We start from the raw sequence: 20316 nt of genomic DNA, 5'->3' as shown, positions 1-20316 counted from the left end.
ACTGAACTTACCAAGCGCCCCAGCGAGCCGCGAGTGCCGACAGAACCGCAATCCCGGCGGTCTCGGTGCGCAACACGCGTGGTCCGAGGCCGACGGCGGTAAATCCGTGATCGGTGGCGGCGGCTTCCTCGGCGGCGGAAAACCCGCCTTCGGGGCCGACCAGCACCGTCACGCGGCCCGTTGGCGCCGTCTCCGGTAACGCGGAGAAACGGATGCTGGCGCGCGGCGACAGCAGAATGCGCAGCTCGTCCGCTTCGGGCTCGCGGGGCAGCGCACCGAGCCAGGTCGCGATCTCGCGCACAGGCATGACTTCGGGCAGCCGGTTGCGCCCGCACTGTTCGCACGACGCCCGCACGATGCCTTGCCAGTGCACATGCCGCCGCTGTGCGCGCTCGCCGGCAAGCCGCACGACGCTGCGCGTGGTGGTCAGCGGCACGAAGCAGGACGCGCCGAGTTCGACTGCCTTTTCGATCAGCCAGTCCATCTTGTCGCCGCCGGCAATGCCCTGCGCCAGCGTGAGGCGATACGGCGCTTCGACTTCGATAGAGCGGAATTCGCGAATTTTCACCCGGGCCGAGCGGCGTTCGACCTCGATCAGTTCGGCGCTGTACTCGCCGCCCTCGCCGTTGAAAAGCACGATCGAATCGCCGGGCTGCAAACGCAGCACGAGGATGTGGCGCACGACGTCATCGGGAAGCTGCATGATGTCGTCGGGGCTAAGGGGTGTACCGACGAAGAAACGAGGCATCAGAAAAATACTCATTGGCTCAGGAAAGGTGGCAAGCGAGCGCCCAACGGTAGCCGTCCAGATCTTCGACCTGAGCGAAGCGGTCGCCCCAGAATTGATCCTGCGGCACGCTCAGCGATTTCGCGCCGGCCGCCAGCGCCCGCGCATAAACCGCATCGACGTCGTCGACATAGACATAGAACGATTGCGGGGCGATCGCGCCCGCGCTTCGAGGTGTTTTCGCGGCCGACCCGAACGCGCCCTCAGGCGCGAACATCACGATCAACTGACCGTGATAGGTCATCTCGACATGCATGACGACGCCGTCGTCCTCAACACTGTCGCGTACTTCGAAGCCAAAAGCCGCGGCGAAGAACGCAGTCGCGGCACGCGCGTCGCGCACCGTCAGATAAGGGGTCAACCAGGGCACACCGGCTGGGCGAGGGGCGGTCATGGAGTTCTCCGGATCCTTGGGGTTGGCGGGGGGCAAGTGACGGGTGCCGGTTGAAGGCGACGCGCCGCGCCGGTCGTGTGTCCGCTACCGATCGTGCGATCAGACGCAACCGTATATTGTGCTCACCCGTTAGCGCGTTGGCTTTAAGAATTGACTTAGTTTATCGCGCACAGACCGCGATGCCGAGAACAGTCCGGCGTGCATGGCCGGTTCGTAGTGTTTCAGCGAGTCGATCCCGCGTGCCGCGAGGCGCTCGGCAAGCGTGTCGATAGCGATGGCGGCGGGGTCGAGCGTATCGCTGGCGCTCGCCATCATCCATAGCGAGCCGTACAGCGGGACGAAGGTGTTCATCGTGCGCACGACGGCGAATGCGGCGCGCAGATCGTCGAGCAGGCCGGCAATCCGGCGTGCGTGGAAATAGGGTGAGCCCAGATGCAACGAGAGCGCGGCGCCCGGGCGCATGGTCCGCTTGAGCTGCTGATAGAAGGCGGGTGTGTACAGGCTCGCGGCGGGCGAATCCGGCGGCGTCAGATCGAAGATGACCAGCTCGAACTGTGACGGTGCCGCTGCCGCGACGTATTGCGCGGCGTCGCCGATCACCAGCTCGACGCGCGGATTGTCGAACGCGGCGCCATGTACATCGGGCAAATGTTCGCGTGTCAGGCGCACCACTTCCGCATCCAGCTCCGCGACCACGATCCGTTCGATGCCGGGGTGCCGCAGCAGTTGCCGCGCCGCGCCGCCATCGCCGCCGCCGAGCACCAGCGCCGTGCGCGGCGACGGATGCGCGAGCGCGATCGGATGGACCATGCATTCGTGATAGATGAACTCGTCGCCAGTGGACGTCATCGGCCGGCCGTCGAGCGTGAAAAGCCGGCCGAGCTGGCGCGTATCCCACACCTCGATACGCTGGTGCCGCGAATCGACGCGTGCGACAAGACGCGCATGCGGAAACCCATAGACGGCGTCGGGACTCGGATGGAACAACAGGGCAGCGCTCACGGCGGGGCGGGCTCCCTCTGGAGCGCGGTGGGTTTGGTTGTCCAATTGTAAAGGGCGACGCGCTTCGGCCGCCACGCCTGAATCGCACCGTGCGCACCGGCGGCTCTGCGCGCCGGGAGCCGGTCAACGTTCTGTTAGAATGTGACGCTTTCAGCCTTGTCCGTTTGCTCTGCCCGTTTCGCGTCTCGTGGCGCCGCACCGTGCGCCGCAGCGAATTGGCCGCCGAGCTCCCGGTCCTCAAGCGCGCACCGCTTCCTGACTCTGTCTCCGGACTCGACATGACGACCTCGTCTCCCACACCCACTTCCTTGATGGCCAACGCAATCCGCGCGTTGTCCATGGATGCCGTTCAAAAAGCGAATTCCGGCCACCCCGGCATGCCGATGGGCATGGCCGAAATCGGTGTGGCTTTGTGGTCGCGTCATCTGCGCCACAACCCGAAGAACCCGCAATGGGCCAATCGCGACCGTTTCGTGCTGTCCAACGGCCACGGCTCGATGCTGCTGTACTCGCTGCTGCACCTCACCGGCTACGATCTGCCGATGGAAGAGCTGAAGAACTTCCGCCAGATGCATTCGAAGACGCCGGGCCACCCGGAATACGGCATCACGCCGGGCGTCGAAACCACCACCGGGCCGCTCGGCCAGGGGTTGGCGAACGCGGTTGGCATGGCGCTCGCCGAGTCGCTGCTCGCCACCGAATTCAACAAGCCTGACGCGCAGATCGTCGACCACCACACGTACGTGTTCGTCGGCGACGGCTGCCTGATGGAAGGTATCTCGCACGAAGCCTGTTCGCTGGCGGGCGTGCTGAAGCTGAACAAGCTGATCGCGTTCTACGACGATAACGGCATCTCGATCGACGGCGAAGTGGTGCACTGGTTCCACGACGACACGCCGAAGCGTTTTGAAGCGTACGGCTGGAAGGTGATCCCGAATGTGGTCGGCCATGACGTCGGCGCGGTCGACGCGGCGATCAAGCAGGCCAAGCTGTCGGACAAGCCGACCCTGATCTGCTGCAAGACCGTGATCGGTGAAGGCTCGCCGACCAAGGCCGGCTCCCACGATTCGCACGGCGCGCCGCTCGGCGACAAGGAAATCGCGGCGACCCGCGAGGCGATCGGCTGGAAGTGGGAGCCGTTCGTGATTCCGCAGGAGGTCTACGCAGCGTGGGACGCGAAGGACGCGGGCGCGCACCTCGAAGCCGACTGGGACAAGGCATTCGCGGCCTATGCGGCGAAGTATCCGCAGGAAGCGGCCGAGTTCAAGCGGCGCGATGCGAAGCAGCTGCCGGCAGACTGGAAGGAAAAGGCGCGGGCCATCATCGCCGGCGCGAACGAGCGCGCCGAAACCGTCGCGACGCGCAAGGCATCGCAGCAGGCGATCGAAGGCCTGTCGGCGGTGCTGCCTGAACTGCTCGGCGGTTCAGCTGATCTGACCGGTTCGAACCTGACCAACTGGAAGGCTGCCAAGTCGGTTCGCGTGAACGCCGAAGGCAAGGCCGCCGGCAACTACGTGAACTACGGCGTGCGCGAATTCGGCATGAGCGCCGCGATCAATGGCGTCGCGCTGCATGGCGGTTTCAAGGCGTTCGGCGGTACCTTCCTGACGTTCTCGGACTACAGCCGCAACGCGCTGCGCGTCGCCGCGCTGATGAAGGCGCAGTCGATCTTCGTGTTCACGCACGACTCGATCGGTCTGGGCGAAGACGGCCCGACCCACCAGTCGATCGAACACGTCGCAAGCCTGCGTCTGATTCCGCATCTGCACACGTGGCGCCCGGCCGACACGGTCGAGACGGCGGTGGCGTGGACCCACGCCATCGAACATCAAGGCCCGTCGTGCCTGATCTTCAGCCGTCAGAACCTGCCGTTCACGGAGCGCACCGACGCGCAGATCGCCAACATCGAGAAGGGAGGCTACGTGCTGCGCGACTGGAACGACGAGATCGTTGCGCGCAAGATCATCCTGATCGCCACCGGCTCGGAAGTCGAACTCGCGCTGAAGGCGGTCGAGCCGCTGGCGCGCGAAGGCATCGCGGCGCGCGTCGTGTCGATGCCGTCGACCACGGTGTTCGACAAGCAGGACGCCGCGTACCGCGAACGCGTGCTGCCCAAGGGCGTACGCCGCGTTGCGATCGAAGCGGGTGTGACGGATTTCTGGCGCAAGTATGTGGGTCTGGAAGGCGGGGTGGTCGGGATCGACACGTTCGGCGAATCGGCCCCGGCAGGCGTACTGTTCAAGCATTTCGGTTTCACGGTCGAGCACGTAGTAGAAACGGCTAAAGCCGCACTCGGCTGATCCAACGGCATGCGTTGCCGTGTGTGTGCGAATGCGCGGCAATGCTGTCAGTCAGACAAACCTGGACGTATTTTTTCAGCCATCAGGAGATAGACCATGACGATTCGCGTCGCAATCAACGGCTACGGCCGGATCGGCCGCAACACCCTGCGCGCCTTCTACGAAAACGGCAAGAAGCACGATCTCGAAATCGTCGCCATCAACGATCTGGGCGATGCCAAAACCAACGCTCACCTGACGCAATACGACACCGCGCACGGCAAGTTCCCGGGCGACGTGTCGGTGGACGGTGACTACCTGGTCGTCAACGGCGACAAGATCCGCGTGCTGGCCAACCGCAACCCGGCGGAACTGCCGTGGGGCGAGCTGAAGGTCGACGTCGTGATGGAGTGCACAGGCTTTTTCACGACCAAGGAAAAGGCCAGCGCGCACATCAAGGGCGGCGCAAAGAAGGTCATCATTTCGGCGCCGGGCGGCAAGGACGTCGACGCAACGGTCGTCTACGGCGTGAACCACAACGTGCTGAAGGCATCGGACACGGTGATCTCGAACGCATCGTGCACGACCAACTGCCTGGCACCGCTCGTCAAGCCGCTGAACGACAAGATCGGCCTCGTGAACGGCCTGATGACGACGATTCACGCGTACACGAACGACCAGGTCCTGACCGACGTGTACCACGAAGATCTGCGCCGCGCACGCTCGGCGACGCACAGCCAGATCCCGACCAAGACCGGCGCTGCTTCGGCGGTTGGCCTCGTGCTGCCGGAACTGAACGGCAAGCTGGACGGCTACGCGATTCGCGTCCCGACGATCAACGTGTCGGTGGTCGACCTGTCGTTCATCGCCGCGCGGGACACGACGGTCGAAGAAGTCAACGCGATCATGAAGGAAGCATCGCAAGGCGCGCTGAAGGGCATCCTCGGTTACAACGACGCACCGCTGGTGTCGATCGACTTCAACCACAACCCGGCTTCGTCGACGTTCGACGCGACGTTGACCAAGGTGTCGGGCCGTCTGGTGAAGGTGTCGAGCTGGTACGACAACGAGTGGGGCTTCTCGAACCGCATGCTGGACACGGCGGTGGCGCTCGCCAGCGCGAAGTAAGCCATTGCGCTTCGTGTGATGCGCTGTGAGGCCGGCCTCAGGTCGGCTTTCCAGCGCAAAAAAAGCCGCTCTTCGGGGCGGCTTTTTTACATCTGCGGAGTCGGGAAATAAACGCCGGCACGCTGCGCGGCGTTCGAGATGTGGGTTTCGATGGCCTTGCCGGCGGCGGCGGAATCGCGCGCCGTGAGCGCGTCCAGAATCGCGCGGTGCTCGGTGTACGTGGATAGCACGAGTTCGCGCCGGTAGAACGGCAGCCGCTGGCTTTCCTTCATGATTTCTGCGCTGCTGCTCAGAATCGATTCGATCGCCGCGTTGCCGGCAATGCCCACGATGCGCATGTGAAAGTCGTAATCGAGGCGGGCGGCTTCGTCGAGTTCGTCGCATGCGAGTGCTGTCTGCATCGCCGTGATGTTTTCCTCGAACCAGGCGAGGTCGGAGTCTGTCACCGCGAGCGCCGCCATGCGCGCGGCGAAGCCCTCCAGCGCGTAGCGCATCTGATAGGTATCCGGCAGCGACGACTGCTCGGCGAAACGCCACGTTTGCGCGGCCGCGGCTTGCGCACTTTCCACGTACACGCCCTTGCCGGGACGGATCGTCAGCAGCCCAAGCGCTTCGAGCGTGGACAGCGCTTCGCGCAACGACGCGCGGCTGATCGACAGTTCTTCGGAGAGTTGACGCTGGGCCGGCAACAGACTGCCCACCGGATAGACCCCCCCTTCGATCCGGTCGCGGATGGTCGCAATGGCGGCGTCGGTGACGGTATGCGGGACATTTTTCATTTGTGGCTCCCTCGGCGGTCTGGTCTGACCAGTATTGTAATACGCGCTCTCAACGCGTGTGCCTTGCCGCGATGCAAATCCGCAATCCCGCGAAATAGCGGGTAAACACTGTTCGATGAATCCTTGACGTCAGTATATCGGCTTCCTACTATTCGCCATAACAGTGCTGGTCGGACCAGTCTGAACAGATCAGAATCGCAACCAGGAGGCAGCCGTGTTGAAATTCTTCAATTCGCTATTTGGCCGGGTCGTCATAGCGCTGGTGGTGGGCGTCGCGATCGGCGCGGTGTACCCGCATTTCGCTCAATCGCTGCGCCCGCTCGGCGACGGTTTTCTCAAGCTGATCAAGATGGTGATCGGTCCGATCGTGTTCTGCGTGGTGGTCAGCGGCATGGCGCACGCCGGCGATCTGCGCAAAGTGGGGCGCGTCGGGTTGAAGGCGGTGGTGTACTTCGAGATCATGACGACGATCGCGCTCGTGATCGGCGCGGTGCTGGCCTATGCCACGCGGCCGGGCGTGGGCATGAACATCGATCTGCGTTCGCTCGACGCCGCGTCGCTCGCGACCTACGCCGAGCACGCGAAGAGCCTCAAGGACACCGCCGGCTTTCTGCTGAAGATCATTCCCGACACCGCGATCAACGCGTTCGCCACCGGCGATATCCTGCAGATTCTGGTGTTTTCGGTGTTGTTCGGCTCGGCGCTGTCGCTGCTCGGCAAGAAGGCGCAGCGCGTGAACGCGCTGGTCGACGAGCTGGCGCAGGTGTTTTTCCGCGTGATGGGTTTCATCATCAAGCTCGCGCCGCTCGGCGTGCTGGGTGCGATCGCGTTCACGACCGGCACGTACGGCGTCGAATCGCTCAAGCAACTCGGCATGCTGGTGCTGGTCTTCTACGCGAGCTGCGTCGTGTTCGTGGCGGTCGTGCTGGGTGTGGTCATGCGGCTGGCGGGCTTCAGCCTGTTCAAGCTGGTTCGCTACCTGCGTGAAGAGCTGTCGATCGTGCTCGGTACCGCTTCGTCCGATGCCGTGCTGCCGCAGATCATGCGCAAGCTCGAATGGATGGGTGTGAAGGACTCGACCGTCGGACTGGTGATTCCGACCGGCTACTCGTTCAATCTCGACGGTTTTTCGATTTATCTGACGCTTGCGGTGATCTTCATCGCGCAGGCCACCAACACCCCGTTGTCCTTGCATGACCTGATCGTAGTGGTGCTGGTGTCGCTCGTGACGTCGAAGGGCGCGCACGGCATTCCCGGTTCGGCCATCGTGATCCTGGCTGCGACCTTGTCCGCCATTCCGGCGATTCCCGTGCTCGGCCTCGTGCTGATCCTGCCGGTTGACTGGTTCGTCGGCATTGCCCGCGCATTGACCAACCTGATCGGCAACTGCGTCGCGACGGTAGTGGTCGCCGTGTGGGAAAACGATATCGACCGGGCGCGTGCGCATCGCGTTCTGAACCGCGACGCGGCATTGCGCTACGTGCCCGCCGGCGAAGACGCGGGCGACGAGTCGGTGGCGGGCGACCGCGCACCGGCCGTCTGATGCGAGCGGGTCGATCCATGAGCGATCCATGAGCGATCCATGAGCGATCAACGCGCGAACGATCCGCGAACGCTGCGATCACCCGCACCCTGATTTCCCGCGCCAACCAGGCGCGCTGTGCGACGGCGGATGCCGCGACTCCGCCGCCAGTCCTTCACCTTTTTGCTGTCTGACCGAGACCATGGCTAACCCGATCCTCGACCCCAACGCTCCCGCCTTTACCCGCCGTTACATGAACCTCGCCGACCCGCGTCTGGGTGCAAAGGCGCTGCACGCCAGCGACGAATTCTTCGCACCGAAAGAACGCATGCTCGAACCGCAGCCGGCGGTGTTCATTCCCGGCAAATACGACGATCACGGCAAGTGGATGGATGGCTGGGAAACCCGCCGCAAGCGCACTACCGGCCACGACTATTGCGTGATCCGCCTCGCGCGGCCGGGCGTCGTGCATGGCGTCGATCTGGATACCAGCCACTTCACCGGCAACTTCCCGCCGGCTGCATCGATCGACGCCTGCTACGTTGAGGGCGACGCGCCGTCCGAGCACGCAGACTGGCAAACGCTGGTACCGGCCACCACGCTGCAGGGCAACCAGCACCACTACGTCGAAGTGAACGACGGGCGCGCGTTCACCCATCTGCGCGTGAATCTATATCCGGACGGCGGTCTCGCGCGTCTGCGCGTGTACGGCCAGCCGCAGCGCGACTGGACGCGCATCGAGCGCGGCACGCTGCTGGACCTCGCGGCGATCGAAAACGGCGCGTATCTGGTGGCGGCGAACAACCAGCATTTCGGAGCGGCCTCGCAAATGCTGATGCCGGGCCGCGGCGTCAACATGGGCGACGGCTGGGAAACGCGGCGCCGTCGCGAGCCGGGCAACGACTGGGCGATCGTCGCGCTGGCGCGGCCGGGCGTGATCCGCAAGATCGAAGTGGATACCGCGCACTTCAAGGGCAATTTCCCCGACCGCTGTTCGGTGCAGGCGGCGTCGGTAACGGGCGGCACGGACGATTCCCTCATCACGCAGGCGATGTTCTGGCCGGTGCTGCTCGGCGATCAGAAACTGCAGATGGACCACGTCCACACGTTCGCCGAGGGTCTCGAATCGCTGGGGCTGGTTACGCACGTGCGTTTCAATATCTTCCCGGACGGCGGCGTATCGCGCCTGCGCCTGTGGGGCGAGGTCGTGTAACGGAGTGATCCCGATGAAGACATTGCAGATGGAACGTCTGACGCGAGCGGCCTTCGCGCCGTTCGGCGACGTCATCGAACTGGCAGGCGCGCGCCATTTCCCAATCAACGGCGGCACGACCGAGCGCTATCACGATCTCGCCCGGGTCGACGTGACGGAACACGGCGGGCGGCCGCTGATCAACCTGTTTCGCGCGCAACCGCGTGCGCTGCCGGTCGAGATCACGATGATGGAGCGGCATCCGCTCGGCAGCCAGGCTTTCATTCCATTACGGCAGGCTCGCTATCTGGTGGTGGTCGCGCCGGCGGGCGAGTTCGATCCGGCGCAAATGCGCGCCTTCTGGACCGACGCCTGGCAAGGCGTCAACTATGCGAAAGGGGTCTGGCATCATCCACTGCTGGCGCTCGATCAGGTGAGCGATTTCGTGGTGGTCGATCGTGGCGGCGAGCAGCAAAATTGCGACGAATTGCGGTTGGCCGAGCCGTGGAGGCTGGCGTTCGAGCCGAGCGCCGAACTGGTGAGCTAGCGGCGCCATCGGCGCTCGTCACACGGCGCTGCTGGACGTTAAGAGACCCGGCCGATTCGCATCGGCCGGGTCTTTTTTAGTTTGCCGGACCGCGCGCCCCCGACGCGGCTGGCCCTGCATCAGTGCTTGCGATGCGGGCAATTTTCCTTGGTGCAGGCACCGTACAGCGCTAGTGCGTGTTCCTGCAGCTTGAAGCCGCGCTCTTTCGCGATAGACTGCTGACGGCTCTCGATTTCGGAGTCGAAAAACTCTTCGACGCGCCCGCAATCGAGGCAAACAAGGTGGTCGTGATGCGACCCTTCGTTCAGTTCGAACACCGCCTTGCCCGATTCGAAATTGCTGCGCGTGAGCAGGCCGGCCTGCTCGAACTGCGTCAGCACGCGATACACGGTTGCAAGGCCGATATCGAGCTCTTCGTGCAACAGGTTGCGGTATACGTCTTCGGCTGTCAGATGACGTACCGGGCTGTGCTGAAAAATCTCAAGAATTTTGAGGCGCGGAAGGGTCGCCTTGAGCCCGATATTCTTGAGATCGGTTGGATTGGTCATGACAAGGGATCCCTAGAGTACAATGCTGGGCTCTCATAGTAATGTGTTTTTGCCGTTCTGGTCATCTTCGATGGAATGAAGCGCGGCTCGTCAGCGGGCCCGCACGGTGAGTGAAATGATTTCAAAATCTCAATTGATCTACCGGGGGAGCCGCATGCGGGGTACCTTGATCGCTGTTGCGACTGTCGCGGTTCTTGCCGGATGTTCCACGTACGACAGCCTGACGCAGCGTGTCGCCCAAAGCATCACGCCGTACCGGATTACAGTGGTGCAAGGTAATTTTGTCTCGCAGGAAATGGCGGGGCAGATGAAAGTCGGCATGACCCGCGCGCAGGTGCGCCAGGTGCTCGGCACGCCGCTCTTGACCGACATGTTCCACGCGGACCGCTGGGACTACGTGTTCTATTTCAAGCGCGGCTCGACTTCAGTCGTGCAGCAGCGCGACTTCACAGTGTTTTTCTCGGGTGATCTCGTCACCAGTTGGACGGGCGGCGAAGATCTGCCGAGCAACCTCGAGCTGCTCGCCGAAATCGACGGCGACAAGCACGGTGGCAAGCCCGTGCAGAAGGCGGCCGGCAGCGCGAACGCCGCGAGTGCTGCCGCGGCCGCGGCGCCGGTCACGGTGGACACCGCTCGCTCACCTTCGGTCGAAGGCGCCGCCGCAGCGGCCGCGCCGTCCACGGACGCCAACGAGGAAGCCGCGCAAGCCGCCAATCGTGCGACCAATGCGGTGCAGTCGCCGTCGGGTAACCGGCCGTCGTCCGTGCGCGCCACGGCGCCGACCGCCAATGCTGGCGGCGTCCCGTCGCAAGGCCCGACGTCCGGCGGCCAGCCGCAGTTCCAGTTCCACCGTCCGGCGCCGCCGGTTCCCGCTACGCAGAGCAATCCGGTGGGACCGACGGGCTTACAAAGCGGCAGCGCCAGCCCGACGTACAACGCACCGCAGACCAGTTCCCCGTCGACTTCGGGAACGGGCGACTGATCACGCGGTCCGTGTTTTGAGGCGGGCATCGCGCCAGGCGCGGCGCCCGCCGGATTCTGAGCCTTTCCCATGAAGTGCGGCGCGCGGGCGTGCTGCCCGCTGCCGCTTTCGCCCGCCTTTGCCGGGTTTGTCTTTTCGAACGCTCGTAGCCATGAAAATTGCCATTGCTGGCGCATCGGGCCGTATGGGCCGCATGCTCATCGAAACCGTCCTCAACGATTCCGACGTCACGCTATCCGGTGCGCTCGACCGCGCGGGCTCTGCGCAACTCGGTCAGGACGCCGGCGCGTTTCTCGGCAAACAGACGGGCGTGCTGCTGACCGACGACGTCGAGCGCGTGTTCGCCGAATCCGACTACCTGATCGACTTCACGCGCCCGGAAGGCACGCTGATGCATCTGGAAGCGGCGCTGCGCCACGACGTGAAGATGGTGATCGGCACGACCGGCTTCGACAACACGCAGAAAGCGCAACTGCGCGCGGCGGCGGACAGGATCGCCATCATGTTCGCGTCGAACATGAGCGTCGGCGTGAACGTTACGCTGAAGCTGCTGGAATATGCGGCGAAGCATTTCGCGACCGGCTATGACATCGAAATCATCGAGGCGCATCATCGTCATAAGGTCGACGCGCCGTCCGGCACCGCGTTGACGATGGGCGAAGTGATCGCCAACGCGCTCGGCCGCAATCTCGACGACTGCGCGGTCTATAGCCGCGAAGGCGTGACCGGCGAACGCGATCCGTCCACCATCGGTTTTTCGGCGATTCGCGGCGGCGACATCGTCGGTGACCACACGGTGCTGTTCGCGGGCATCGGCGAGCGCATCGAGATCACGCACAAATCGGCGAGCCGTCTGTCGTATGCGCAAGGCGCGCTTCGTGCCGTGCGCTTCCTCGCAGGCCACGAAACCGGCTTTTTTGACATGCAGGACGTACTCGGCCTGCGTTGAACGCGTGTCGGGGGCAAGCGGCCCCTGGGCGCGCCCCCTGAAATCACTTGTCCACGGCGAGGTCAGATGGCAGCCAGCAGCGGCATCATCCACTACCTGCAAACCGGCGACGCGATCACGCATGGCGTCGCGTATGTGCTGCTGGCCATGTCGATTGCGAGCTGGTGCTTTCTGATCGTCAAGAGCTGGATTCTCACGCGCGCCAAACGTCAGGCCAAGCGGGCGATTGCGCAGTTCTGGCAAGCGCCCACGCTGTCCGAAGGCGTCGCAACATTGCGGCGCGCGGATCGCGAACGGGTCTTCACGCCGCTCGCCGAAGCCGCGCTGCATGCGGCTGAAGTGGACATTCCGGGCGTGCTGCTCGCACGCGTCGAGCGCAGCGAGCGGGTGCTGCGGGCGTTGCGCCAGGCGCTCAACGCGTCGCAGCGGCGGCTCGAATTCGGCCAGGTGCTGCTGGCGTCGGTGGGTAGTACTGCGCCGTTCGTCGGGTTGCTTGGCACCGTATGGGGCATCTATCATGCGCTCGGCAGCATTGCCGCAAGCGGCCAGGCACAGATCGAGAATGTCGCCGGGCCGGTCGGCGAAGCGCTGATCATGACCGCTTTCGGCCTCGTGGTGGCGATTCCGGCGGTGCTCGCGTACAACATACTCGGGCGTCTGGTGCGTCAGCTGACGGAGGACCTCGACGGTTTCGCGCACGACCTGCACGCGTACGTATGCGCGCCGGCCGACCAGGCTCACGCGCCGGTGCGTGCACAGCAGACTTCGACCCATGAGGCGCACCGCTAGGGCGGAAACCCCAGGCAGCACGCTCAGGCAGCACGCTCAGGCAGCACGCTCAGGCAGCACATGACCTAGCACACCGGGCAGCGCGTCAGGCAGCACGTTCAGGCAGAAGGAGGCGACATGGCATTCGGCGGACTCGAGAAAAAGCATACAGCCGCACCGATGGCCGACATCAACATGACGCCGCTGATCGACGTGATGCTGGTGCTGCTGGTGATTTTTATCATCACCGCGCCGTTGTTCACGCACGCGATCCGGCTCGACCTGCCGAAAGTCGCGGCGGCGCCCGCGCGGCAGACGCCGCAAACCATCGCGCTATCGATCGACGGCGCTGGGAAGCTGTACTGGAACGGCAATCCGATCACGCTCGCACAGATGCGCACGCAGTTCGCGCAAGCGGCCAAACAGGAACAGCAGCCGGAGATTCAGCTGCGCGCAGAGCGCTCCACGCGTTATGAGGTGATTGCGCAGGTGATGGGCGCGGCGCAGCAGGCCGGGCTCGAGCGTATTGGCTTCGTGACGGACCCGCCGCCGCCGGCTGCGCCGCAATAGCGATCGGCCGCGCGTCATGGTGCGTGCCGCACCGGCGGCTGGCTGGCACGAATCACGCGGCATGGCGCGACGCAAGGCGCGCACCATCCGGGCGAAGCCGGCCACAGCGCGCGAAGCCCGCGCAGCATCGCACGCGGTGCACCCGTGCGCGAACGGTATAATCAGCCTTTTCCCCGCCGAAGGGGAAACAACGCCATTTCATCCAGCAGAGCACCAAAACGGCCGGTGCGAAAGCACCGAACCCAGCGATCCCATCACACCATGCACGAAAAATACGTTCCCTCCGACGTCGAAGCCGCCGCGCAAGGGCAATGGCGCGCCATCGACGCGTACAAGACGACGGAAACCTCCGACAAGCCCAAGTTCTATTGCGTCTCGATGCTGCCGTACCCGTCGGGCAAGCTGCATATGGGGCACGTGCGCAACTACACGATCAACGACGTGATGTACCGCTATCTGCGGATGAACGGCTACAACGTGCTGATGCCGATGGGCTGGGACGCGTTCGGCATGCCGGCGGAAAACGCGGCGATGGCCAACAACGTGCCGCCCGCGCAGTGGACCTACGACAACATCGCTTACATGAAGAAGCAGATGCAGTCGATGGGTCTCGCGATTGACTGGACGCGCGAAGTCGCGACCTGCAGCCCCGACTACTACAAGTGGAACCAGTGGCTGTTCCTGAAGATGCTCGAGAAGGGCATCGCGTACAAGAAGACCGGCACCGTCAACTGGGACCCGGTCGACCAGACCGTGCTGGCCAACGAGCAGGTGATCGACGGCCGCGGCTGGCGTTCGGGCGCGCTCGTCGAGAAGCGCGAAATCCCGATGTACTACATGCGCATCACGCAGTACGCGGACGAACTGCTGCACGATCTCGACGGCCTCGGCTGGCCCGAGCGCGTCAAGATCATGCAGCAGAACTGGATCGGCAAGAGCTTCGGCGTGAACTTCGGCTTCCCGTATGAGATCGACGGTGAACGGAAGCTGCTGCGCGTGTTCACTACGCGCGCCGACACGATCATGGGCGTGACCTTTTGCGCGATCGCCGCCGAGCATCCGCTCGCCACGCGTCTCGCGCAAGGCAAGCCGGAGCTGCAGGCGTTCAGCGACGAATGCAAGCGCGGCGGCGTCGCTGAAGCCGACGTCGCGACGATGGAAAAGAAGGGCATGGCGACCGGCTTCTACGTCACGCATCCGCTGACGCAGGAAAAGGTCGAGGTGTGGATCGGCAACTACGTGCTGATGACCTATGGCGAAGGCGCGGTGATGGGCGTGCCGGCGCACGACGAGCGCGACTTCGCGTTCGTGAAGAAATACGGTCTGCCGATCAAACAGGTGGTGACGGTCGAAGGCAAGGCGTTTTCGACCGAAGCCTGGGAAGAATGGTACGGCGAGAAGAACGGCACGCTCGTCAACAGCGGCAAGTACGACGGCCTCACCTACGACCAGGCGGTCGACCAGATCGCCGCGGACCTGAAGGAGCTGGGTCTCGGCGACAAGCAGATCACGTGGCGTCTGCGTGACTGGGGCGTGTCGCGCCAGCGTTACTGGGGCACGCCGATTCCGATCATCCACTGCCCGACGTGCGGCGACGTGCCGGTGCCGGAAAAGGATCTGCCGGTCGTGCTGCCGGAAGACCTCGTACCGGACGGCACGGGCAATCCGCTCGCGAAGTCCGAAGCGTTCCTGAACTGCACCTGCCCGAGCTGCGGCGGCGCGGCCAAACGCGAAACCGACACGATGGACACCTTCGTCGATTCGTCCTGGTACTTCTACCGCTATGCATCGCCGGACGCGAAAACGATGGTCGACGAGCGCACCGATTACTGGGCTCCGATGGACCAGTACATCGGCGGCATCGAACACGCAATTCTTCACCTGCTGTACTCGCGCTTCTGGGCCAAGGTGATGCGCGACCTGGGTCTCGTCAAGTTCGGCGAGCCAGCCAGGAACCTGCTCACGCAGGGCATGGTGCTCAACGAAACGTACTACCGCGAAAACGAAGCGGGCAAGAAGACCTGGTACAACCCGGCCGACGTCACCGTGTCGTTCGACGACAAGGGTCGCCCGGTCGGCGCGGTCCTGAACGAGGACGGCAAGCCGGTGGTGCTCGGCGGCGTCGAGAAGATGTCGAAGTCGAAGAACAACGGCGTCGATCCGCAATTGCTGATCGATCAGTATGGCGCGGACACTGCGCGTCTGTTCGTGATGTTCGCGGCGCCCCCCGAGCAGCAACTCGAGTGGTCCGGCTCGGGCGTGGAAGGCGCGAGCCGCTTTCTGCGTCGCGTGTGGAATTTTGGTCAGGCGAACGAAGCCGCGTTGCGCGCAGGCGGCCAGTTCGACGCTGCGCAAGCTGGCGATGCCGGCAAGGTGCTGCGTCGCGAAATCTACAGCGTGCTGAAGCAGGCCGACTTCGACTATCAGCGTCTGCAGTACAACACGGTAGTGTCGGCGGCGATGAAGATGCTCAACGCGCTCGACGGCGCGAAGGGCGCGCAACCGGCCGTGCTGCGCGAAACCTACGGCGTGATGCTGCGCGTGCTGTATCCGGTCGTGCCGCACCAGACGTTCCAGTTGTGGCAGGAGCTCGGTTATGCCGACGAGTTCGGCTCGCTGCTCGACGCGCCGTGGCCGAAGGTCGACGAGAAGGCGCTGGAACAGGCCGAAATCGAACTCGTGCTGCAGGTGAACGGCAAGGTGCGCGGTGCGATCACGGTGGCGAAAGACGCGTCGCGCGAAGCGATCGAACAGTTCGCGGCCGCGCACGAGATGGTCGCGAAGTTCAGCGAAGGCAGGGCGCCGAAGAAGATCGTCGTGGTGCCGGGCCGTCTCGTGAACGTGGTCGTTTGACGGTCCACGAAAACATGTCGGCAGACAGGTCGTCGCTGCGTGCGGCGGCGCTTGTCTGCGCTGCGGAATTTACTGCGAACCGGGAGCCAATGTGACTCGCAGATCGTTTTTGACGCTGGCTTGCAGCGTGATGATGTTGTCCGCCTGCGGCTTCCAGTTGCGCGGCCAGCAGGACTACGCCTTCAAACGCCTCTATGTTGCCGGTGGTTCTCCGGCGGCTGTCGCGCGCCTGACGCGCATGGTGCAAGGTGGCAGCGACACGGTCGTGGTCAATTCGCCCGCGAATGCCGACGCGTTGCTGCAACTTACGCAGAATCGCGGTCAGAGCACGCTGACGCTGAACACGCTCGGGGTGGTCCAGGAGTATCAGCTGAATCTGTCGATGATCTACACGCTCACCGGCAAGGACGGCACCGTGCTGATTCCGCAGAGCGTGATTGCGCTGAACCGCGCGATGACCTATAGCGACCAGTTCTCGCAAGCGAAGGCCGCGGAGGCCGACATTCTCTTCGCCGACATGGAGAGCGACGCGATCGATCAGCTGATTCGCCGTCTGGGGGTCGTGCGTTCGATGAACCCGGCGCCGGGCGAAGGCGTGCCGGCCATCGCCCCGCGCGCACCGCTGCCGCCGCCGCCGCTGTGAGCGGCACGCCGTGTTCGATGCGCCGCACCTCTTCAACCTCGCCGATCGGTAGCCATGCAACTGCGACTTGACGCGCTCGAAGCGCATCTCGCGAAGGGCCTCGCCGGACTGTACGTCGTGTACGGCGACGAGCATCTGCTCGCGCAGGAAGCGTGCGACCGGATCCGTGCCGCGGCGCGAGCGGCCGGGTTCACCGATCGCTCGGTGTTCACGGTCGAACGGGGTTTCGACTGGAGCTCGCTGCTGGGCGCGAGCCAGTCGATGTCGCTGTTCGGCGACCGTCAGCTGGTCGAGCTGCGCATTCCGTCGGGCAAGCCCGGCAAGGAAGGCGCGGATGCGCTGAAGGCGCTCGCCGCGGCCGTCAATGACGACGTGCTGACCATGATCACGCTGCCGCGGCTCGACGCGGCGACGCAAAAGTCGGCCTGGTTCATGGCGCTCGCTGACGCGGGCGTTGCGTTGAAGATCGATCCGGTCGAGCGTGCGCAGTTGCCGAACTGGGTCGGGCAGCGGCTCGCGGCCCAGGGCCAGCGGGTGGCCGCGGGCGAAGAAGGGCGACGCGCGCTGGCTTTCATCGCCGAACGGGTGGAAGGCAATCTGCTTGCCGCGCATCAGGAAATCCAGAAGCTCGGGCTGTTGTACCCGGCCGGCTCGTTGAGCTTCGAACAGGTTCAGGACGCGGTGCTCAACGTCGCCCGCTACGATGTGTTCAAGCTGAACGAAGCGATGCTGGCGGGTGATGTCGGCCGCCTCGCGCGCATGCTCGACGGCTTGCGCGGTGAAGGTGAGGCCGCGGTGCTGGTGTTGTGGGCGATCGTCGAGGAAGTGCGCACGCTGCTGCGCATCAAGCGTGGCGTCGCGGCCGGCAAGCCGCTCGCGATGCTCACGCGCGAGAACCGCGTGTGGGGGCCGCGTGAACGGCTGATCGGGCCCGCGCTGTCACGCGTTACCGAAGGCGCGCTGGAAAAGGCGCTCGCTTTGGCGGCGCGGCTGGATCGGCAGGTGAAGGGCTTGTCGGGCGGCACGCCGGGCAATCATCGCGACGATCCACCGCCTGATCCGTGGGACGGCCTGTTCGAGCTGGCGATGACCGTGGCCGCGCCGAAAACAGCGCCGGTGCCGCCGCCACGACCTCGGGGCGGTGCCACGACGCCGGCGCGCAGGCCAGCCTGAATCACGACGCCAACGCAACGCAAACGCGACGCGACGCAAACGCAACGCAATGCAATGCAATGCAAACGCAACGTGACGTGACGCCACCAGGCCACGACGCGAAGCGGTCCCGACAAGCTTCGCGCGGCGGCTCGGCGATTGCACAGCGCTGCATGTCCCCGAGCGTGCTGGCGTCCGCCGCGCCAGGCGCAAGGCTTCGAATCTGCAGGACAACACCGGCCGCCGTCGCGAGCAAAGCACCGGCACCCGACTTACAATCGTTTGATCTTTCGCTAATTCTGCCTGTCCGCCGCACGTCGAAGTGCGCAGCACTATGAGAACGACCATGGATATCGACCAGTACATGACCGACCTCGGCCGACGCGCCCGCCAAGCCTCGCGTGCGATGGCGCGGGCCTCGACAGCGGCCAAGAACGCCGCGCTCGCGGCCGTCGCGCAGGCGATCGAACGCGATGCCGCGCTGCTCAAGGACGCCAACGCGCGTGACCTGGCGCGCGCACGCGACAAAGGCTACGACGCCGCCTTCATCGACCGGCTGACGCTGTCGGACAAGGCGCTGAAGACGATGGTCGAAGGCTTGCGGCAGGTGGCGGCGCTGACCGATCCGATCGGCGAGATCAGCAATCTGAAGTACCGGCCGAGCGGCATCCAGGTCGGCCAGATGCGCGTGCCGCTCGGTGTGATCGGCATCATCTACGAATCGCGTCCGAACGTGACGATCGACGCCGCGGCGCTGTGCCTGAAGTCCGGCAACGCGACGATCCTGCGCGGCGGCTCGGAGGCGCTCGAATGCAATACCGCGCTGGCGAAGCTGATCGCCGAAGGGCTGGCGGCCGCCGGCTTGCCGCAGGACGCTGTCCAAGTGGTCGCCACCTCGGACCGCGCGGCGGTCGGCAAGCTGATCACGATGACCGAATACGTCGACGTGATCGTGCCGCGTGGCGGCAAGGGGCTGATCGAGCGGCTGATCAACGAAGCGCGCGTGCCGATGATCAAGCACCTCGACGGCATCTGCCACGTCTATGTCGATGACCGGGCGGATCTGGCCAAGGCGTTGACCGTGTGCGACAACGCGAAGACGCACCGCTACGGCACCTGCAACACGATGGAAACGCTGCTGGTAGCGCGCGGCATCGCCGCGGCCGTGCTGCCGCCGTTGGGCAAGCTGTATCGCGACAAGGACGTGGAGCTGCGGGTGGACGCGGCGGCGCGCACGGTGCTGGCGGATGCGGGCGTGGCTCCGCTCGTCGATGCCACCGAGGAAGACTGGCGCACCGAGTACCTCGCGCCGGTGCTGGCGATCAAGGTGGTCGACGATCTCGACGCGGCCATCGACCACATCAACACCTACAGCTCACGACATACCGACGCGATCGTCACGGAAGATCACGACCGCGCGATGCGCTTCCTGCGCGAAGTGGATTCGGCCAGCGTGATGGTCAACGCGTCGACGCGTTTTGCGGACGGCTTCGAATTCGGCCTGGGCGCGGAGATCGGCATCTCGAACGACAAGTTGCACGCACGCGGTCCGGTCGGTCTGGAAGGGCTGACCTCGCTCAAGTACATCGTGCTGGGTCATGGCGAAGGCCGTCAATAAAGCCGCGTGATGTTCTTTCCGCGTGAGTTTCACGGAAGCGGGCAGGCGAGTGCGTCTGCCCATGCCAACGTGTCGTATGAGGACCGCTGATGCTTTGGGTAAAAACGTTTCACATCGTGTTGATTGCTTCCTGGTTTGCCGGCCTGTTCTATTTGCCGCGCATCTTCGTCAATCTGGCGATGGAAACGGAACCCGCCGCAACGGCGCGACTCCTGTTCATGGCGCGCAAGCTGTTCCGCTTCATGACGATCATTGCGGTGCCCGCCTTGGCATGCGGTCTGTGGCTGTGGCTCGCGGTCGGCATCGGCAGCGGGCAGGGCTGGATTCACGCGAAGGTCGGCGTGGTGGTGCTGCTGATCGTCTATCACGCGTATTGCGGCGTGCTGCTGCGGACTTTTGAGCGCGGCGAAAATCGTCGCTCGGACAAGTGGTATCGGATGTTCAATGAACTGCCGGTGCTCGGCATGTTGGCGGCGGTCGCGTTGGTGGTGATCAAGCCGTTCTGATCCGATCCCGATGTCGGGCCGCAGTGGCGGACCACATTCATCGTTGCAAGCAGGAAAGCGCAAGGGCGGTTTGCAGATTGGTCGGCAAACCGCCCTT

19 protein-coding genes are annotated in these 20316 nt (G+C 64.4%); 14 read left to right on the top strand and 5 right to left on the bottom strand.

Annotated features, from left to right (window positions below):
• Positions 1–7 precede the first annotated feature (7 nt).
• The 3 genes from BN2475_RS21410 to speE form a co-directional block, all read right to left on the bottom strand.
• The gene (locus BN2475_RS21410; RefSeq protein WP_094781581.1) at positions 8–748 is read right to left on the bottom strand and encodes a 16S rRNA (uracil(1498)-N(3))-methyltransferase; all 741 of its coding nucleotides are present in this window, start codon (positions 746–748) and stop codon (positions 8–10) included.
• Between the two features lie 19 nt (positions 749–767).
• Positions 768–1181 (bottom strand): VOC family protein, encoded by a 414-nt coding sequence (locus tag BN2475_RS21405; RefSeq protein ID WP_094781495.1) that lies wholly within the window; start codon positions 1179–1181, stop codon positions 768–770.
• Positions 1182–1310: 129 nt separating this feature from the next.
• Positions 1311–2183 carry a polyamine aminopropyltransferase gene (speE, locus tag BN2475_RS21400; RefSeq protein ID WP_094781494.1) on the bottom strand — a complete coding sequence of 291 codons (873 nt, stop codon included), beginning with the start codon at positions 2181–2183 and terminating at the stop codon, positions 1311–1313.
• Positions 2184–2461: 278 nt separating this feature from the next.
• On the opposite strand from speE, the gene tkt reads away from it, so the two are divergent.
• Together tkt and gap are read left to right on the top strand one after the other, a co-directional pair.
• Positions 2462–4483: a transketolase gene (tkt, locus tag BN2475_RS21395; protein ID WP_094781580.1), complete on the top strand. Its 2022-nt coding sequence runs from the start codon at positions 2462–2464 to the stop codon at positions 4481–4483.
• 96 nt (positions 4484–4579) lie between these two features.
• Entirely contained in the window at positions 4580–5590 is a 1011-nt protein-coding gene (gene gap, locus BN2475_RS21390) for a type I glyceraldehyde-3-phosphate dehydrogenase (RefSeq protein WP_094781493.1), read from the top strand.
• An 86-nt stretch (positions 5591–5676) separates the two neighbouring features.
• On the opposite strand, the gene BN2475_RS21385 is transcribed toward gap, so the two are convergent.
• Entirely contained in the window at positions 5677–6369 is a 693-nt protein-coding gene (locus BN2475_RS21385) for a FadR/GntR family transcriptional regulator (protein ID WP_094781492.1), read from the bottom strand.
• Positions 6370–6583: 214 nt separating this feature from the next.
• Between BN2475_RS21385 and BN2475_RS21380 the strand changes: the two genes are divergently transcribed.
• The 3 genes from BN2475_RS21380 (at position 6584) to BN2475_RS21370 (ending at position 9630) form a co-directional block, all read left to right on the top strand.
• On the top strand, positions 6584–7912 hold the full coding sequence (locus BN2475_RS21380) for a C4-dicarboxylate transporter DctA (protein WP_094781491.1): 1329 nt from the start codon (positions 6584–6586) through the stop codon (positions 7910–7912).
• A 181-nt stretch (positions 7913–8093) separates the two neighbouring features.
• Positions 8094–9104, top strand: coding sequence for an allantoicase (gene alc / locus BN2475_RS21375; RefSeq protein WP_094781490.1), 1011 nt, complete (start codon positions 8094–8096; stop codon positions 9102–9104).
• Positions 9105–9117: 13 nt separating this feature from the next.
• Positions 9118–9630, top strand: coding sequence for an ureidoglycolate lyase (locus tag BN2475_RS21370; RefSeq protein ID WP_094781579.1), 513 nt, complete (start codon positions 9118–9120; stop codon positions 9628–9630).
• A 119-nt stretch (positions 9631–9749) separates the two neighbouring features.
• Here the strand turns inward: BN2475_RS21370 and fur are convergent, their stop codons facing one another.
• Positions 9750–10178 carry a ferric iron uptake transcriptional regulator gene (fur, locus tag BN2475_RS21365; RefSeq protein WP_094781489.1) on the bottom strand — a complete coding sequence of 143 codons (429 nt, stop codon included), beginning with the start codon at positions 10176–10178 and terminating at the stop codon, positions 9750–9752.
• Between the two features lie 154 nt (positions 10179–10332).
• Here fur and BN2475_RS21360 point away from each other — a divergent pair, with 154 nt between their 5' ends.
• The 9 genes from BN2475_RS21360 (at position 10333) to BN2475_RS21320 (ending at position 20219) form a co-directional block, all read left to right on the top strand.
• On the top strand, positions 10333–11160 hold the full coding sequence (locus BN2475_RS21360; RefSeq protein ID WP_094781488.1) for an outer membrane protein assembly factor BamE: 828 nt from the start codon (positions 10333–10335) through the stop codon (positions 11158–11160).
• 151 nt (positions 11161–11311) lie between these two features.
• Positions 11312–12109 (top strand): 4-hydroxy-tetrahydrodipicolinate reductase, encoded by a 798-nt coding sequence (gene dapB / locus BN2475_RS21355; RefSeq protein ID WP_094781487.1) that lies wholly within the window; start codon positions 11312–11314, stop codon positions 12107–12109.
• Positions 12110–12175: 66 nt separating this feature from the next.
• On the top strand, positions 12176–12898 hold the full coding sequence (locus BN2475_RS21350) for a MotA/TolQ/ExbB proton channel family protein (RefSeq protein WP_094781486.1): 723 nt from the start codon (positions 12176–12178) through the stop codon (positions 12896–12898).
• Positions 12899–13015: 117 nt separating this feature from the next.
• A complete protein-coding gene (locus BN2475_RS21345) occupies positions 13016–13447 on the top strand; it encodes an ExbD/TolR family protein (protein ID WP_094781485.1) in 432 nt (143 codons plus the stop codon).
• Between the two features lie 261 nt (positions 13448–13708).
• Positions 13709–16300 (top strand): leucine--tRNA ligase, encoded by a 2592-nt coding sequence (gene leuS / locus BN2475_RS21340; protein WP_094781484.1) that lies wholly within the window; start codon positions 13709–13711, stop codon positions 16298–16300.
• Positions 16301–16391: 91 nt separating this feature from the next.
• Positions 16392–16943, top strand: coding sequence for an LPS-assembly lipoprotein LptE (locus BN2475_RS21335; RefSeq protein WP_174642015.1), 552 nt, complete (start codon positions 16392–16394; stop codon positions 16941–16943).
• Positions 16944–16997: 54 nt separating this feature from the next.
• On the top strand, positions 16998–18116 hold the full coding sequence (gene holA / locus BN2475_RS21330) for a DNA polymerase III subunit delta (protein WP_094781482.1): 1119 nt from the start codon (positions 16998–17000) through the stop codon (positions 18114–18116).
• Positions 18117–18441: 325 nt separating this feature from the next.
• Positions 18442–19713 (top strand): glutamate-5-semialdehyde dehydrogenase, encoded by a 1272-nt coding sequence (locus tag BN2475_RS21325; protein ID WP_094781481.1) that lies wholly within the window; start codon positions 18442–18444, stop codon positions 19711–19713.
• A gap of 89 nt (positions 19714–19802) precedes the next feature.
• Positions 19803–20219, top strand: coding sequence for a CopD family protein (locus BN2475_RS21320; protein ID WP_094781480.1), 417 nt, complete (start codon positions 19803–19805; stop codon positions 20217–20219).
• The last annotated feature ends 97 nt before the right edge of the window (positions 20220–20316 follow it).

This window comes from Paraburkholderia ribeironis (assembly GCF_900019265.1).
GTDB lineage: Bacteria > Pseudomonadota > Gammaproteobacteria > Burkholderiales > Burkholderiaceae > Paraburkholderia > Paraburkholderia ribeironis.
The sequence above is the reverse complement of the archived record's forward strand: the minus strand, read 5'-3'. Positions and strand labels throughout refer to the sequence as shown.

Excerpts from the sequence above, each read along its gene's own strand:
- BN2475_RS21410 (WP_094781581.1), bottom strand. The coding sequence starts at position 748 with ATGCCTCGTTTCTTCGTCGGTACACCCCTTAGCCCCGACGACATCATG.
- BN2475_RS21405 (WP_094781495.1), bottom strand. The coding sequence starts at position 1,181 with ATGACCGCCCCTCGCCCAGCCGGTGTGCCCTGGTTGACCCCTTATCTG.
- tkt (WP_094781580.1), top strand. The coding sequence starts at position 2,462 with ATGACGACCTCGTCTCCCACACCCACTTCCTTGATGGCCAACGCAATC.
- gap (WP_094781493.1), top strand. The coding sequence starts at position 4,580 with ATGACGATTCGCGTCGCAATCAACGGCTACGGCCGGATCGGCCGCAAC.
- BN2475_RS21385 (WP_094781492.1), bottom strand. The coding sequence starts at position 6,369 with ATGAAAAATGTCCCGCATACCGTCACCGACGCCGCCATTGCGACCATC.
- alc (WP_094781490.1), top strand. The coding sequence starts at position 8,094 with ATGGCTAACCCGATCCTCGACCCCAACGCTCCCGCCTTTACCCGCCGT.
- BN2475_RS21370 (WP_094781579.1), top strand. The coding sequence starts at position 9,118 with ATGAAGACATTGCAGATGGAACGTCTGACGCGAGCGGCCTTCGCGCCG.
- fur (WP_094781489.1), bottom strand. The coding sequence starts at position 10,178 with ATGACCAATCCAACCGATCTCAAGAATATCGGGCTCAAGGCGACCCTT.
- BN2475_RS21360 (WP_094781488.1), top strand. The coding sequence starts at position 10,333 with ATGCGGGGTACCTTGATCGCTGTTGCGACTGTCGCGGTTCTTGCCGGA.
- dapB (WP_094781487.1), top strand. The coding sequence starts at position 11,312 with ATGAAAATTGCCATTGCTGGCGCATCGGGCCGTATGGGCCGCATGCTC.
- BN2475_RS21350 (WP_094781486.1), top strand. The coding sequence starts at position 12,176 with ATGGCAGCCAGCAGCGGCATCATCCACTACCTGCAAACCGGCGACGCG.
- BN2475_RS21345 (WP_094781485.1), top strand. The coding sequence starts at position 13,016 with ATGGCATTCGGCGGACTCGAGAAAAAGCATACAGCCGCACCGATGGCC.
- leuS (WP_094781484.1), top strand. The coding sequence starts at position 13,709 with ATGCACGAAAAATACGTTCCCTCCGACGTCGAAGCCGCCGCGCAAGGG.
- holA (WP_094781482.1), top strand. The coding sequence starts at position 16,998 with ATGCAACTGCGACTTGACGCGCTCGAAGCGCATCTCGCGAAGGGCCTC.
- BN2475_RS21325 (WP_094781481.1), top strand. The coding sequence starts at position 18,442 with ATGGATATCGACCAGTACATGACCGACCTCGGCCGACGCGCCCGCCAA.
- BN2475_RS21320 (WP_094781480.1), top strand. The coding sequence starts at position 19,803 with ATGCTTTGGGTAAAAACGTTTCACATCGTGTTGATTGCTTCCTGGTTT.